Below are 15,036 nucleotides of genomic sequence, written 5' to 3'. Positions count from 1 at the left end.
CTTGACAGGGAGATGACCAAATGCCCTCTTTTTTTATTAATTTGGTAATTAATCACAGATTGGTATCCCAAGCACTCTTAGAGCTAATGCTACTTGAAGGGAAATCTCTAATCTAGCAATTTCAATACCAGCTACTGAAAGAACTAAAAAAGGTTGTCCGTTTACAAATACAACGCAACTATCCATAGTTAAACCTCCTTTCTAGTAATCTACTATAGTATATGAATAGAACTTTAAAGTGTAATAGTTCAATTGTTGGATTTAATAGAATTAATAGATTAACCCATTTAAACTAAACAAACGAATACAACGAAAGGAAACAGAGATGGATGTATGCCTCAAAAAACATAGGTTTTAAGACATGTAATCGTACATGAAATCTATCATATTGGTCAGCTATCTATATGGGCGAGGGAGTTAAACTTGCAACCAGTTTCAGCAAATTTGATTGGACGAGGATGATAGAATTAAAAACCGACTTGCATCTCAAGCGCAAGTCGGTTTTTATATATAAGAAGATTTCTTAATTGAAATCCTCGGATTTTTTCTGACGTATATGTAAAAACATTAAGGTGGTAATGATTAAGAAAATCATTATAGTTTGTATAATTAAGTTTTTAAACTGAAGCAATATTGTCCAAGATGTAAGGGTGTCTTTAAAAGCTTGGAGTGCAGAGTACGAGGAAGGATCAAAACCATACTGTAGCAACTTTTTTGTTTCAATAAATGAGATGTTTTCTTCATCTGCATCTAATATTACTGAAATTAGTCTAGTATCTCCTAGTTTTGCTGTACTGACAAAACTATAATTACCGTTAGTTGAAAAACTAGTTTGTAAGCCATCAACACCTTGAAGTTTAATGTTTTCATTAAGGGAATATATCATTTTATTCGTATTGAAAACCTGGGAATCTTTGAAGGTAAATTGGTAAGAGGTTAGTTTCGTAATATTCAATACATCTGGAAAATCTTTTACTAATCGTGCAGCTAGTTTAGCTGCGTCTATTGCTGTTGTAGTTGATTGTTTATTTGTATCATGATTAATTCCAGTAGAGTTTAGAAATGGAGATGGTTGTAATAACTGTAGTTCTTTTGCTTTTTTATTCATTAATATTGTAAAGTTATCTTCATTTCCAGCAATGTGTTCTGCTAGAGCGAGTGCAGAACGATTATTCCCTGCCAGTAGCAATGCATGAAGTAAATCACGAACCGTTGTTTTATCATTCGATGTTACTTGTATAGGGCTTGTTTCTACTCGGAAAACTTCGTTACTTATTTGTACGAAGTCATCTAACTGTATTTTTCTATCATTTAGTTGTTCCAATACGATATATTCCGTCATTAATTTAGATAAAGTAGCTGATTGTACTGGGGTTTCTTCATTTTTTTTATAAACAATTTCACCTGAATTAGCATTTATTAAAATAGCTGATTTAGCTTGAATAATCGGACCATTTACATAAAGATAAAAATATAAAACGATAAGTGCAGTAATGAAAAAAGATAATAATAAAATAGCGAATTTTTTTAAGAATTGCATAAGTGATCCTCCTATTATGACATCAATAATAGTATTGTAAAAAGGAATGCTTAATTAGGAAGAAAGAAAAGGTAAAGAATTTCTAAAGAATTATAAAGGATTATTAAATTTAGGGAAATAATAGAAAAAGTTCAATTTCTTATATGATAAGAAATTGAACTTTTTATTTGTAATATTAACATTTGTATGGAAGTAGTTTTACAGTGAATGTTGTTTTTTCGTCATCACTATATACTTCAATTGTTCCTTTATGCAACTCGACTATACTTTTTGCAATTGCTAATCCAAGTCCAGATCCACCAGTGTTTGTAGAGCGAGATTTCTCAACGCGGTAAAAACGTTCAAAAATATGAGGTAAATCCGTACTAGGAATAGGTTGTCCGTAATTTGTTATATCAATTGTAATCATATTATTGCTTTCATAAGCAGTAAGGTCAATATAGCGACCTTCGCTTCCATAAGCGATAGCGTTTATAATAAGATTTTCAAACACACGCACTAATTTGTCACCATCAGCTAATACCATAAGCTTTTGAGACGGGAAAGAAGGCCGACATTCTATATTAGCTTCTTGAACCTGTATGCGGAATTGAACAGTTAATTGTCCAAGTAACTCTACAATATCAATAGGAACAGAATACAAGCTTAATTCTTTATTTTGAACACGTGTATATTCGAACAAGTCATTCATTAATGCATTAAGACGAGTTACTTTATCGTAAATGACTTGAATATAGTATCGCAATTCCACTTCATCTCTATAATTATCATGATGGATTAAATTTACGTATCCAACTATAGAAGTAAGAGGGGTGCGTAAGTCATGTGATACATTTGTAATAAGTTCACTTTTTGCTTGTTCCGCTTGTCTTTCTTCATCAATGGAGACTTTTAATTGTTCAACAATTTCATTGACCCCGATTGCTAATTCTTCTAGATAATTATGATTTACAATAGAAACTTTATGATTGAAGTTTCCATTTGCAATATAACGAATTTCTTCTATCATTTTTTTTATACAAGTTTCATAATAAAGTTTTTTCTCGTGACGATAAAAAATGTAAAGATAGGATGAAAAAATAGAAAATAAAAACAAATAAGATACAATCATCATCCATAAAGACTCTTTAATCCCTTTATACTTTTCATAACCAAAAATTCGAATGAATTCTTTACCGAGTTCAGTTAGAGTAAGTGAACTCTCAATTACACTCGTAACGAGGCGATAAATAATTAGTTCAGTAATAGGAGTGAGTGTGATAGCTAATAAAAGCCAAAAAATAAGTTTCCATTTAGGAATATCTTTTAATATATCAAATGCTTCATTTCTCAATTTTATAGCCAACTCCCCAAACAGTATGAATCAATTTTTCTCCATTCATTACTGTTTCAAGTTTATCTCGTAAGTTGCTAATATGGACCATTACCGTCTTATTTGAACCATAACCATCTTCATTCCAAACGCGTTCGAAAATTTCTTCTGAACTAAATACTCTTCCTGTATTACTCGCAAGTAAATATAAAATATCGAATTCAATAGAGGTTAGTTTAATATACTCTCCATTTACTTTAACTGTATGATTATGTTTGTGTATTTCAACAGAGCGAATACGAATAATACCATCTTCATTCTTTTGCGAAGTAGCATTTTGGAAAGAGGATCTTCGTAATAAAGCTTTCACTCTAGCTACTAATTCTAATGGATTGAATGGTTTGATCATATAATCATCGGCACCTGTCATAAGGCCTAATATTTTATCCATATCTTCTGCTTTTGCACTAAGCATTAGAATTGGTACAGTATTATTTTCACGTACTTCCTGACAAACTTCTAATCCGTTTCGTTTTGGCATCATAATATCCAAAATCATAAGGTCAACTTCATATGTAGAAACCTTTTGCAATGCTTCATCGCCATCATAAGCTTTATAAATGTTATAGCCTTCATTTCGCAAATAAACAGCAAGTAATTCAACAATTTCTTTATCATCATCAATAATTAATATGTTTTTATTCATTGTGTAGTTCCTTTCCTTACAAATCATCAACATTACTATAATATCAAACATTTATGTACTTGTAGCGATGATTTTGTATAAAATTTCATGTAACGTATTAAAAAGGAGTAAAAAGATTAATATCGAATATAAAATAAAAAGGATATTTAGATTCTACATTATAATGTAAGTTAGTTATAAGGGGGATTTTCTATGTTATATAGTGATATATATTCATTTACTCCAACTGGAAAAATAGAAAATGATATTAAAGCCTTTCTACTAAAATATAATAAAGAGTTTACATATAAACATTCAATTCGTGTGGCAAATGAGGCAAAAAAGATTGCAGAAAAGTTTCACGTAGATAAAGAAAAAGCAGCAATTGCAGGATATTTACATGATATTAGTGGCATTTTTCCGAACGAGGAGAGGATTGCAGTTGCTGAAGAGTTTGGGGTAGAGATAGTGGAAGCAGAAAAAAGTTTCCTATGATTATTCATCAAAAATTATCGAGAGTAATCGCAAAAGAAATATTTAAAGTAGAAAATGAAGAAATTTTAAATGCAATTTGTTGCCATACAACGTTGCGTAAACATGCAACGAAGATGGATTTAGTATTATTTGTTGCAGATAAAATAGAATGGGATCAAAACGGGACACCACCATATTTAATAGAAATAAAAAAAGGATTGGAAAAATCTTTGGAAAAAGCAGCTTTTGTATATATTTCATATTTGTGGGAAAGGAAAGATACATTGAAAGTTATACATCCGTGGCTAGAAGAAGCATACTGGGATTTAAAAGGAATTTTACAGTAGAAAGGACAAGGAAATGCAATTAAAAGAATATATGAATCAAACATTTCCAGGAGTTACATTAGGACCCTACTTATATTCTCAGTGGGGAAATCATTTACATTTTGATTTCGGAAAAGATAAATATCAAATTGTAGAAGGAACCGACGATTTAAATATGGAATACTTTTCTCAACTATATACATATAATAAATTCTTATTTGAAGACATATTTTCAAAAGAAGATGTAGTGTTTGTAGTGACAAATGTTTATAGATTTAAAAAGGAAAACATAAAAACTCCACAGAAAATAAATGTATACAATAAATATATTAAGAAAAGAGATTTAAGATTTCATATAAGACAAGAAACGTTACCGTTTCTATTTGAAGATGAAGAAGCAGATTTATATTGTACATATCATTTTTCTTTAAAATGTCTTGCGGAAGATATTAAGTATGAATTGCTTATACAAGCTGCTAATCACGAGGATTTCTCTGCTCTGTATCCTCGATTTGGACGAAAAAAAGAAATTTCTTATCCAGATGTATTTCTCATAAATGCAACGAAAGATATTGTCATGTTTATGTGTGATGATAGAGGATGTAAAGTAATTGCGAAGAATAAAGAAATAATACGAGATTTATATAAGAAATACAAAGAATGGATTCCAGATTATGAACGAGAAAGTATAGATAACTTATTTAAATGACAATAGGGGAAGTGAAGCGTGTAATGAAACGTATTGCAATAGTATCTGCATGGGAACCAGAACTGACGTATTTGCATCAACATTATCCGAGTGAACGTGTTGAAAAAAGAGCAGCTTGGGAATTTCATTTTCATACTATTAATGAGCTGGAAATTATATCAGTTGTTACTGGTGTTGGTAAAGTAAGCTGCGCTAGTTGTGTACAATTGTTAATTAGTGAGTTTCAGCCAGATGAGTTGTTTATGACAGGAATATGCGGAAGTTTATCAAATAAGGTGAAAAACGGTCATATTGTAGTGGCACTAAACGCAATACAACACGATGTTACTGCAGCTGGCTCAGGGGAAGATGTTTTTAATTTATATAACGGTAGAACAGCACCTATTGAAACAACAAAATCACTTGTAAGAAGAATAAAAAAAATACGATCATATGATCCAATACATTTCGGTACATTTTTATCCGGAGATCAACGTATTCGCAGTTCAGAAATGAGATATTTACTCCATACCGTATATGGAGCATTGGCAGTTGATCAAGAAGTAGCAGCTTTCGCCTATGTATGCCAAATAAATAAAAAACCATTTCTATGTTTAAAAGCTGCTTCAGATCAAGCAAATGATAAAACGAAAGAAGAACAAAAAATCTTTAAAATGCTAGCATGCGAAAGAGCATGTGAGCATTTAATTGCTTTTTTGCGTGTTTATGAGATTAATGTAGTAAATAATAGATAGTTTGTTATAAAACAAATTAATAGTGGGTTATATGTAGGGAAATGTCCGTTCATTTCAAATTAAGAGCTGAAATTTATAATAGATGGAATATATTATATGGGTACATGTTGCGGTTAATACAAGCAATTGGAGGGCAATTTTATATGATTCAATATAAAAGATGTAGTGAAGTAAATATTGATTTAGTATATGAAGCTTTTAAAGATGGATTTTCCGATTATATTATTAAGATGGAAGTTTCAAAAGGTGATTTTATACACCGTTTTTTGGGACCAGAAGGTAATTTGCTAGAACATTCTTTTCTTGCTTTAGACGGTGACAAATCAGTTGGCGTAATATTAGGTGGTATAAAGGATTATGAAAGTATAAAGACTATGCGCTGTGGAACATTAGCGGTTCATCCTAATTACCGAGGTATTGGTGTGAGTCAAAAATTATTTGAACTGCATAAAGAAGAGGCGATTCAACATGGATGTAAGCAACTTTTTCTCGAAGTCATTGTAGGAAACGACCGAGCGATTCATTTTTATAATAAGTTGGGCTATGAAAAAGTGTACGATCTTTCTTATTATAATTTAAATGATTTGACTAAAATAATGAATAAAGATTGTAAGGATATTGAAGTAAAACAATTAGAATTTCCAACTTTTAAAGATGAAATTCAGAAATGGTTAAACTTCCATATAAATTGGCAAAATGATGTTGATTATATCGAAAAAACAAATAATGTATTTTATGGTGCATATGTCACTAATGACTTAAAAGGCTCTCTATGTGTAAATGAAGAAGGTAAAATTAGTTTTATTTTCGTAGATAAAGATTATAGAAATATTGGTGTTGGGATGAAATTATTAGAAGTAGCAAGAGAAGAATTACATTTATCAAGTTTATCAATTGGGTTTCCTAACAATAATTTACTGGAGGGTTTTTTAAAGAAATGTAGATTTGAAAAGAATTCTTTAGCACAATATGAAATGTATTTATTACTCTAAGAGCGGAAAGATTTATTCTTTTCGCTTTTTATTTTGCTGTTATGTTGGTAAATGCTCCGTAACTATAATTTATAATGCGAGGGATTTTGTTTATCCTTAAGTTATTTTTTAAATTGTCAATTTCATACTAATAATTTTCTTTGTATAATATTCTAATTTTATGTAGAATAGATACGATGGGAGGGGATGAAATGAATAATGGATTAAAGTTTAAGATTTTTGAATTGCATTGTCTCGTTCAAAAGACTTATTCTGATATTAAAATGGCATGTGATATTGCTATTTATCAAGAAAACACTTCTAAATATTTAATTTCATTAGGATTTTTAAATAAATCATATATGACTTATATAGAAGCAAAAAGATTCTATCGCGAAAATGAAGAGCTTGTAAGTGTAGAATTTGATAATTTCTTTGATATGTATGATAAATTAGAAAACGAATTAAAACAAGTTATTTCAACTGAAGATAAAAATCCTTCATCGCTACATAGCAGACTTGATCAGTTTCAGCAGAAAGTTGAAAATATAAATGACCTAATAAAAGTATTGCAAAATGCTCGTTAATGAATGCTTTTTTCTTTTTGTATAGAAATTATGTATTAAAAACATTTTAGGGATATTACATATTGAAGAGGTGGCTTTTGTAGATTACAAAAGTCATCTTTTTATGTTAGGAATAGATTGTATACATTTTAGCAGTTTCATATAAATAATAGAAACTTATACGAGGTAAATATCATGGGAAATAAAAAAGAAATAGCTATAGTAGCATTAACAACAGGATTCGTTTTAACAAGTGTAACACCATATGGAGTAGGTCATGCAGAGGAACCTGGTCAAATGCAAGTTGAAATTCAAGAGGATTCGTTCCGTACAGGTGATCTGACACAACCATCAAAAAAGGAACCAGAGAATGTAGTGAAAGATGCACTTAAGGAAAATACGGAGCATGCTTTGTCTCCAAAACAAGTTAGTGCAGAAACAGGAGTAGATTACAAGGTTCTTCAAAAACGTGGTTCTTATAATGGAACTACACTTGTGCGCATGCAACAAATATATGAAGGAAAAGAAGTATATGGCCACCAGTTGACTGCTCACGTAGATAAAAAAGGTATTATTAAAAGCATTTCAGGAGCTAGCGCACAAAATTTAACACAAGAAGATTTAAAGAAACCTATTAATTTATCAAAAGAAGAAGCAAAACAATATATTTATAAAAAGTACGGAAACGATACTAAATTTATTTCTGAGCCAGAAGTTAAGGCAGTTATTTTTGTTGATGAAAATCATGGGCAGGCTAGCAATGCATATCAAGTTACATTTGCTGCTACAACACCAAATTATGTATCTGGAACTTATTTAGTGAATGCTCATAATGGTGAAATGTTAAAAGATATGGTACAAGAATCAAGTTTGAAAATAAGTGAAGAGTATGTTGAATCCGTTAAGGAAAATAAAACTAGCAATTTTACATCATTAACTGGAACAGGAAAAGATGATTTAGGCGTAACTCGTACATTTGGTATTTCTAAACAGACCAGTGGGAATTATGCGCTTGCTGATTACACAAGAGGACAAGGAATTGAGACATATGATGTAAATTATAGAGATATTACAAATGAAGAAAGTTATTATCCTGGTATACTAGCAACTAGTGTTTCAACAACATTTAATGATCCAAAGGCGGTAAGCGCTCATTTCTTAGCAACAAAGGTATACGATTTTTATAAAGAAAAATATAAGCGTAATAGTTTTGATAATAAAGGAAAAAAAGTAGTTTCAGTTGTACATGCATGGGATTCTGGAGGAACAAATGATCCTGAAAATTGGGAGAATGCATTTAGTACTAATATTAATAACATTAGTATGCTTTTATATGGAGATCCTATGGTAAAAGCATTCGATATAGCGGGTCATGAATTTACACATGCAGTTACATCAAGCGAATCTAACCTTGAATTTTCAGGAGAATCTGGGGCGATTAACGAGGCATTATCTGATATTATGGGAACGGCTATAGAGAAATACATAAATAATGGGGAATTTAACTGGACAATAGGAGAACAAACTGGATCGACTTTTCGTAATATGAAAAATCCAACTGCAATTAATTTTTCAGAAGGACTACCGTATCCTGATGATTATAGTAAATATAATGATTTAAATGGAGAGGATTATGGAGGCGTTCATTTTAACTCAAGTATTATTAATAAAGTTGCGTATTTAATTGCACAAGGTGGTACTCATAACGGTGTAAATGTAAATGGTATTGGTGAAGATAAAATGTTTGATATTTTCTATTATGCAAATACTGATGAATTAAACATGACTTCTGATTTCTCTGAATTGAGATTGGCATGCCTTACAGTTGCAACTAATAAATATGGAACGAACTCAATTGAAGTTCAAGCAATCCAAAATGCTTTTGATGCGGCAAAAATTACAGGAACAGTGAAAGAAAACGAAAAAACAGTAGAAAACCAAGCTCCAGAGTTAACTGTACCGATTACCATTACACTACGTGTAGGAGATACGTTTGATCCAATGAGAAATGTAAAAGCTGTTGATAAGGAAGATGGTGATTTAACAAATAAAGTAAAGCATAAAGGCGATGTAGATACTTCAAAATCAGGTACATACATTATGGAATACATGGTTGTTGATTCTCAAGGGCGGAATGCAACGGCAACACAGACTGTAATTGTAGAGAAAAATGGAGAAACATCAGATTTAGAACCTAAATTAACAGTGCCTGTTGGAGCGACAATTCATGTAGGAGATTCATTTGTTTCAATGGCAGAAGTATTAGCTATCGATAAAGAAGACGGTGATCTCACTTCTAAAATCAAAGTTGATGGTGAAGTAGATACATCTAAAGCCGGTACTTACATATTAACGTACACGGTTACAGATTCTAAAGGTCATGAAGTAACGGCGAAGCAAACTGTAACGGTCAAAGTTAGAGAAGAAGTTAAAAATGATAAACCAATACTAAAAGTACCTGCTACAACTTCAATTACTGAGGGTGATCAATTTGATCCGTTGGTAGGAGTATCAGCTACTGACAAAGAAGACGGTGACCTTACTTCTAAAGTAGCGTATGAAGGAACTATAGATACAACTAAAGCTGGTACTTATGAAATAATATATAGTGTAAGAGATTCCGTGGGTAATGAGGTAAATACAATACAAAAAGTATTAGTGAAAGATAAAGAAACTAGCAAACCTAATGGTCTTGCTAATAAGACAAATAACAATAATATCTCAAATAACAGTAATACCGATAAAAAAGAATATACATATAAGGAGCTGCCAAAGACGGGTGTAAGTACAACTAACAGTGCAGCAATCGGCATATTGATGATTATTGCAGGTACAGTACTCACTTTGATTCGCAAATTTAGAAAGATACAAAAATAATAGTAGGGATTATTCGTTTGAAGAAAAGAGTTGAGTATTCAAAAGAAATAAAGTAGAAAGTAAATAAAACGAAATATGGATTTTTTACTTATTAAGATTTTAATAGTTAAGCGGTACATTTGGCTTTTATAAAAATTTGCAGTTGGATACTATTCTGTCTACAGAACTATATTACATATAAAACACGTTACTATTCTCATTAAAATAAAAGAATAGTAACGTGTTTTTTGATTTGAAAATAGCATAAATCCTATAGCTCATGAATATAGGAGTACTTCTAATTTGCCATTGATAAGTTACTGAAAACACTTTGTTTTAATGGAAGTGTCACTCTAAATGACAACATGAGATTTCCGGTATTTACCAGGTGTTTCATTGGTGAATTTTTTAAAAATTTTAGTGAAATAACTTTGATCGCTAAAATTAAGCGAAGCGCATATGTCTGATAAGGGATAGGTGGTGAAAGTTAATAATTTCTTTGCTTCTTCGATTCGTTCACGTTGAATGTACTCAATTAATGAAATACCGACTTCTTTTTTAAATAATATAGATAAATAATCTGAATTCACATTTGCAAATTTAGCAAGTTGTTTAACAGATATTGGATTGTAAATGTTTTTAAAAATGTAGTTTTTGCAAATAGCGATAGTCTGTGAATGTTGCTGTGTTTTTTGTGCCTTTACACGGTCTGCAAAGGTACAAAAAGCATTTTTTAACAAATCCCAAACAGATTCTTTGTCTTTTAAATCTTCTGTTCTTTGAATATGTAAATCATAAATTTTGTAAGCAATCCCAGATGGAAGTCCCCCTTTTATCGCATACCTAGTAGCGAGCGTGATGGATGAAATACAAATGTTTTTATGACGTCTTAATTGATGGAATGAAGATAAAGATGAAAGAGTCTCTTGTTGGAATTCGTAATAATATTTGAGTACGGTTTCTTTATCCCCGTTTTCTATAGAACCAAGTAATTGCTGCTCTATATACAAATTATGATAAACGGATTCGTCTTTTTGCATTGAAATATATACATCTTCGTTTAAGATTCTGCTATGACTTATATGAAGTGAGTCACTGTTATTTGAAAAGGTGCTTACATCTGAATTTTTTTTATAGAAAATGTTATAGAACAATATTGCTATATTTACAAAGAAATTTTGATCTTTGACTGACAATGAAAAATAATGGTCTCTTGTTCTTTTATAATTTGGAATGAAATTAAGGTTACTATCCGTTTTACTTGTAGAAAAATTTACATGTGCCAAGGGCCCAATAATAACAGTACCGTTCACCATATAATCGCTCTTTATGTGAATTAAAATGAAGTGCCCTAGATGTTCGTGAGTTCTGAAGATGGGGAAATTATATGTATCATTTCTCTGAAAAAGCACATGTAACTGCTCTATTTTTGATGTATACAACGAATGTGAATCACTTTTTGATGTGAATTCTAAAAGAATATTTTTGTTACAATCTAAAAAACAAACTGGAATTTCAAAAGATTGGAAAAACATATTGCAAATGTACTCTATCTCAACTAGATTGAGCTTTTTAGTCATATTCTTCCTCCTTACAGTTATGCGTAATAGTTAAATAAACATATATTCCTTTTTTCATAAGTAGAAACGGAAAACCTTTATTAATAAAAAATATAAATAAAAGTTATAAACTTCTAAGAATAATACCATAATTTAACATGAATAGCACATATTATTTGAATATACAGGTAATAGTTTTGGACAGTAGCGTAAAATATGAATCGTCACACTTATTTGTTGGTTATTACTTATATGTATTAAAAAATGATTAAGATTGGATTTTAAATAGGGATAGGAAGTGAGAAATTAATAGATTGACAGTAAGTGACTAGTCGAAATTAGTAGTGAAAGCTATTATGTAACAAATGTAATGATTCTTGAAATAGGGATATAAGTGTAATTTAGGGGAGAAAATTACATATATCATGTGGAGAGACAACGTAATAATAGAAGATAAGAAAAGTGAATAAGTGATTGTAAACAATGGATTGTTGGACGACTATGTTTTATGTTATTCGTTTAAATCTGATACTTGGCACACTATTGCTTTTAAGAAGGTAATAGTAATAAAGAGATTTTTAAAATGATAGAAGTAGTAAAGGGGATAAGAGAAATGAAAAGAATATTTAGTGTGCTTTTAGTGTTTTTCTTAACATTTTCTACATGGTCTAGTGTATTAGTAAAGGCGGATTCACCATCTAAAGGTACTTTAACGATTCATAAGTATGAACAAGAAAAAGATGGAGCGCAGGGACTAGAAGGTGACGGTTCTGCAAATCAAGAGGTGCCAAAAGATGCGAAACCATTAAAAGGTGTAACGTTTGAAGTAAAAAGGGTTGCTTCTTTTGAAAAAATTTCAAACGATGGGAAAATCGTAAAAGAAGACGTGAAACCTGTAATGGGAGCCACTCCAAATCAAGTAGTAACAGATGATAACGGACAAGCTGTATTAAAAGATCTTCCGCTAGGACGTTATGAGGTGAAAGAAGTGGCAGGACCTCCACATGTGAATCTAAATCCCAATACGTATACAGTGGATATTCCATTAACGAATAAAGAGGGTAAGGTGCTAAACTATGATGTTCACATGTATCCAAAAAATGAGATTAAACGTGGTGCAGTGGATTTAATAAAAACTGGTGTAAATGAAAAAGCATTAGCAGGTGCAGTATTCTCTTTATTTAAAAAAGACGGTACAGAAGTGAAAAAAGAGTTAGTAACAGATGCTAATGGTCATATTCGCGTGCAAGGATTGGTGTATGGAGAATACTATTTCCAAGAAACAAAAGCTCCGAAAGGCTATGTAATAGATCCAACTAAACGTGAGTTTTTTATTAAGAACTCCGGAACAATTAATGAAGATGGAACTATTACTTCTGGTACAGTAGTTAAATTAGAAGTGAAAAACTATGAAGAACCAACAATTGATAAAAAGATTAACGGAAAATTGGAAGCGTTACCAATCAATCCGTTAACTAATTATAATTATGATATTAAAACATTAATTCCAGAAGACATTAAGGAATACAAAAAATATGTGGTAACAGATACTTTGGATAATCGTTTAGTGATTCAAGGAAAGCCAATCGTGAAAATTGATGGAGCAGAAGTAAATGCAAGCATTGTAGAGGTAGCTATAGAAGGTCAAAAGGTAACAGCTACAGTAAAAGATTTCACAAAATTAGATGGTAAAAAAGAATTTCATTTGCAAATTAAATCTCAAGTAAAAGAAGGAGTACCATCTGGTTCGGAAATTTTAAATACAGCAAAAATACATTTTACAAATAAAAATGATGTAATTGGAGAAAAGGAATCTAAACCTGTAGTTGTTGTTCCAACAACTGGAATAATTGAGTTAACAAAAATTGATGGTGCTAATAAGAATAAATTAAAAGGTGCAGAGTTTGTACTTAAAGATAAAAATGGAAAAATAGTTGTTGTAGCAGGAAAAGAAGTAACAGGTGTATCAGATGAAAATGGTGTTATTAAATGGTCTAACATTCCATATGGAGACTATCAAATTTTCGAAACGAAAGCTCCAACATATACAAAAGAAGATGGTACAAAAGCTTCTTATCAATTATTAAAAGATCCCATTGATGTAAAGATTAGCGAAAATAATCAAACGGTTAAATTAACGATTGAAAATAATAAAAGTGGATGGGTTCTTCCGGTAACGGGTGGCATAGGAACGACTCTTTTTACTGTAATAGGTCTTACGTTAATGGTTACAGCGGCATTTGTTTTCTTTAGAAAAAAGTCTGCTAATAATTAAGATTTTAGGAACATGTAACTATGGGAAAAGGGGAGAAGCAAAATGCTTCCCTCTTTTCGATATTTAAGCATATACAGAGGTGGAAATATGAAACGAAATCTTGTTTTGGGAGGTATTTTTTTATTTGGATTAGGTGTTTTTTTATATCCTACTATTAGTAATTGGTTGGCGACTCGTGCACATTATTCTGAGATTAGCTCTTACGATAAGAATATCAAAGCATTACAAAAGAAAGAAGTCGAACGTAGGGAAAAAGAAGCAGCCGAATATAATAAACAAGTTCACACTTCCACGAAAACATTTACTGATCCATTTTCTGAAAAAAAAAGTAATCATCAAGCATATGCTGATGCGTTAAATTTAGGAGATGTAATGGGGTATATTGAAATATCGAAAATTAATATAAAACTGCCAATCTATCAAGGGACATCTGAGGAAGTATTGAGCCGCGGGATAGGTCATTTAGATTTTTCTTCGCTCCCGATAGGTGGAGAAAATACGCACACTATTTTAACAGGGCATCGTGGTTTACCATCAGCAAAATTATTTACAGATTTAGATAAGTTGAGTGAAGGAAATCTTTTTTATATTCATTCTTTAGACAAAGTTCTTGCTTATAAAGTAGATCGAATTAAAGTAGTGTTACCACACGAAACGGACGATCTACAAATTGTAGAAAATAAAGATTATACAACTTTAATTACGTGTACGCCTTATGGAGTAAACACCAATAGGTTGCTAGTTCGAGGTGTGCGTGTGGAGTTAAACGAGAAAGAAAAACAAAAAGTGAGTACAGAGATATTTATATTTAATAAGTGGACTGTAATAGTTCCAATCCTATTGTTATGTGTGTTTCTAGTCGTAATTTATAAGAAAAGGTTAACTCGATAGAATGTATTTATTTATCCTGCATTAATGGGAAGTGGGACCGGAAATTCAGAGATAAGTAAAGAAAGTATATAAAGTATATAAAAGATGAAGTAAATCCTCATTGGTGAATATGTCATTTTATTCGACTATAGAAAAAAT

General features: G+C 31.0%; 12 protein-coding genes and 2 pseudogenes. 9 read left to right on the top strand and 5 right to left on the bottom strand.

Translation table 11 applies throughout. The features are described from left to right. Positions 1-48: 48 nt before the first annotated feature. Positions 49-186, bottom strand: coding sequence for a DUF3956 domain-containing protein (locus DN400_RS17810; protein ID WP_000376554.1), 138 nt, complete (start codon positions 184-186; stop codon positions 49-51). A gap of 165 nt (positions 187-351) precedes the next feature. Between DN400_RS17810 and DN400_RS17805 the strand changes: the two are divergent. After that, positions 352-462, top strand: a pseudogene (locus tag DN400_RS17805) (DinB family protein); the annotation flags it as partial. Positions 463-523: 61 nt separating this feature from the next. On the opposite strand, the gene DN400_RS17800 reads toward DN400_RS17805, so the two are convergent. The 3 genes from DN400_RS17800 to DN400_RS17790 form a co-directional block, all read right to left on the bottom strand. Continuing rightward, positions 524-1,540: a D-alanyl-D-alanine carboxypeptidase family protein gene (locus DN400_RS17800; RefSeq protein WP_001160060.1), complete on the bottom strand. Its 1,017-nt coding sequence runs from the start codon at positions 1,538-1,540 to the stop codon at positions 524-526. A 175-nt stretch (positions 1,541-1,715) separates the two neighbouring features. Next, complete coding sequence (locus DN400_RS17795) at positions 1,716-2,873, bottom strand: sensor histidine kinase (RefSeq protein WP_001243312.1); 1,158 nt, start codon at positions 2,871-2,873, stop codon at positions 1,716-1,718. Continuing rightward, the gene (locus DN400_RS17790; RefSeq protein ID WP_001038809.1) at positions 2,863-3,558 is read right to left on the bottom strand and encodes a response regulator transcription factor; all 696 of its coding nucleotides are present in this window, start codon (positions 3,556-3,558) and stop codon (positions 2,863-2,865) included. Before DN400_RS17790 ends, DN400_RS17795 begins: the two co-directional genes overlap by 11 nt. Before the next feature lie 192 nt (positions 3,559-3,750). Here DN400_RS17790 and yqeK point away from each other — a divergent pair. From yqeK to DN400_RS17760, 6 genes and pseudogenes are all read left to right on the top strand, one after another. After that, positions 3,751-4,358 (top strand): annotated as a pseudogene (yqeK, locus tag DN400_RS17785) (bis(5'-nucleosyl)-tetraphosphatase (symmetrical) YqeK). Between the two features lie 13 nt (positions 4,359-4,371). Beyond that, positions 4,372-5,046, top strand: coding sequence for a DUF3885 domain-containing protein (locus tag DN400_RS17780; RefSeq protein WP_100910247.1), 675 nt, complete (start codon positions 4,372-4,374; stop codon positions 5,044-5,046). After that, positions 5,043-5,780, top strand: a complete 738-nt coding sequence (gene mtnN / locus DN400_RS17775; protein WP_000151939.1) for a 5'-methylthioadenosine/S-adenosylhomocysteine nucleosidase — start codon at positions 5,043-5,045, stop codon at positions 5,778-5,780. Before DN400_RS17780 ends, mtnN begins: the two co-directional genes overlap by 4 nt. A gap of 143 nt (positions 5,781-5,923) precedes the next feature. Further along, complete coding sequence (locus DN400_RS17770) at positions 5,924-6,772, top strand: GNAT family N-acetyltransferase (protein WP_000617067.1); 849 nt, start codon at positions 5,924-5,926, stop codon at positions 6,770-6,772. A gap of 191 nt (positions 6,773-6,963) precedes the next feature. Continuing rightward, the gene (locus DN400_RS17765; RefSeq protein ID WP_001059026.1) at positions 6,964-7,338 is read left to right on the top strand and encodes a hypothetical protein; all 375 of its coding nucleotides are present in this window, start codon (positions 6,964-6,966) and stop codon (positions 7,336-7,338) included. 174 nt (positions 7,339-7,512) lie between these two features. Continuing rightward, complete coding sequence (locus tag DN400_RS17760) at positions 7,513-10,194, top strand: M4 family metallopeptidase (RefSeq protein WP_098256084.1); 2,682 nt, start codon at positions 7,513-7,515, stop codon at positions 10,192-10,194. A 332-nt stretch (positions 10,195-10,526) separates the two neighbouring features. On the opposite strand, the gene DN400_RS17755 is transcribed toward DN400_RS17760, so the two are convergent. After that, positions 10,527-11,753, bottom strand: coding sequence for a helix-turn-helix domain-containing protein (locus DN400_RS17755; RefSeq protein WP_141527846.1), 1,227 nt, complete (start codon positions 11,751-11,753; stop codon positions 10,527-10,529). 592 nt (positions 11,754-12,345) lie between these two features. Between DN400_RS17755 and DN400_RS17750 the strand changes: the two genes are divergently transcribed. Both DN400_RS17750 and DN400_RS17745 read left to right on the top strand, forming a co-directional pair. After that, positions 12,346-14,007 (top strand): LPXTG cell wall anchor domain-containing protein, encoded by a 1,662-nt coding sequence (locus tag DN400_RS17750; protein WP_098256100.1) that lies wholly within the window; start codon positions 12,346-12,348, stop codon positions 14,005-14,007. Positions 14,008-14,094: 87 nt separating this feature from the next. Next, positions 14,095-14,898 carry a class C sortase gene (locus DN400_RS17745; protein ID WP_098256099.1) on the top strand — a complete coding sequence of 268 codons (804 nt, stop codon included), beginning with the start codon at positions 14,095-14,097 and terminating at the stop codon, positions 14,896-14,898. The last annotated feature ends 138 nt before the right edge of the window (positions 14,899-15,036 follow it).

This window comes from Bacillus sp. AR8-1, assembly GCF_008042345.1.
Classification (GTDB): domain Bacteria; phylum Bacillota; class Bacilli; order Bacillales; family Bacillaceae_G; genus Bacillus_A; species Bacillus_A cereus.
This window is presented reverse-complemented; position numbering and strand designations above follow the sequence as displayed.

Bases quoted from the DNA above. Each gene is read 5' to 3' on its own strand.
- DN400_RS17810 (WP_000376554.1), bottom strand. From the start codon at position 186: ATGGATAGTTGCGTTGTATTTGTAAACGGACAACCTTTTTTAGTTCTT.
- DN400_RS17800 (WP_001160060.1), bottom strand. From the start codon at position 1,540: ATGCAATTCTTAAAAAAATTCGCTATTTTATTATTATCTTTTTTCATT.
- DN400_RS17790 (WP_001038809.1), bottom strand. From the start codon at position 3,558: ATGAATAAAAACATATTAATTATTGATGATGATAAAGAAATTGTTGAA.
- DN400_RS17780 (WP_100910247.1), top strand. From the start codon at position 4,372: ATGCAATTAAAAGAATATATGAATCAAACATTTCCAGGAGTTACATTA.
- mtnN (WP_000151939.1), top strand. From the start codon at position 5,043: ATGACAATAGGGGAAGTGAAGCGTGTAATGAAACGTATTGCAATAGTA.
- DN400_RS17770 (WP_000617067.1), top strand. From the start codon at position 5,924: ATGATTCAATATAAAAGATGTAGTGAAGTAAATATTGATTTAGTATAT.
- DN400_RS17765 (WP_001059026.1), top strand. From the start codon at position 6,964: ATGAATAATGGATTAAAGTTTAAGATTTTTGAATTGCATTGTCTCGTT.
- DN400_RS17760 (WP_098256084.1), top strand. From the start codon at position 7,513: ATGGGAAATAAAAAAGAAATAGCTATAGTAGCATTAACAACAGGATTC.
- DN400_RS17755 (WP_141527846.1), bottom strand. From the start codon at position 11,753: ATGACTAAAAAGCTCAATCTAGTTGAGATAGAGTACATTTGCAATATG.
- DN400_RS17750 (WP_098256100.1), top strand. From the start codon at position 12,346: ATGAAAAGAATATTTAGTGTGCTTTTAGTGTTTTTCTTAACATTTTCT.
- DN400_RS17745 (WP_098256099.1), top strand. From the start codon at position 14,095: ATGAAACGAAATCTTGTTTTGGGAGGTATTTTTTTATTTGGATTAGGT.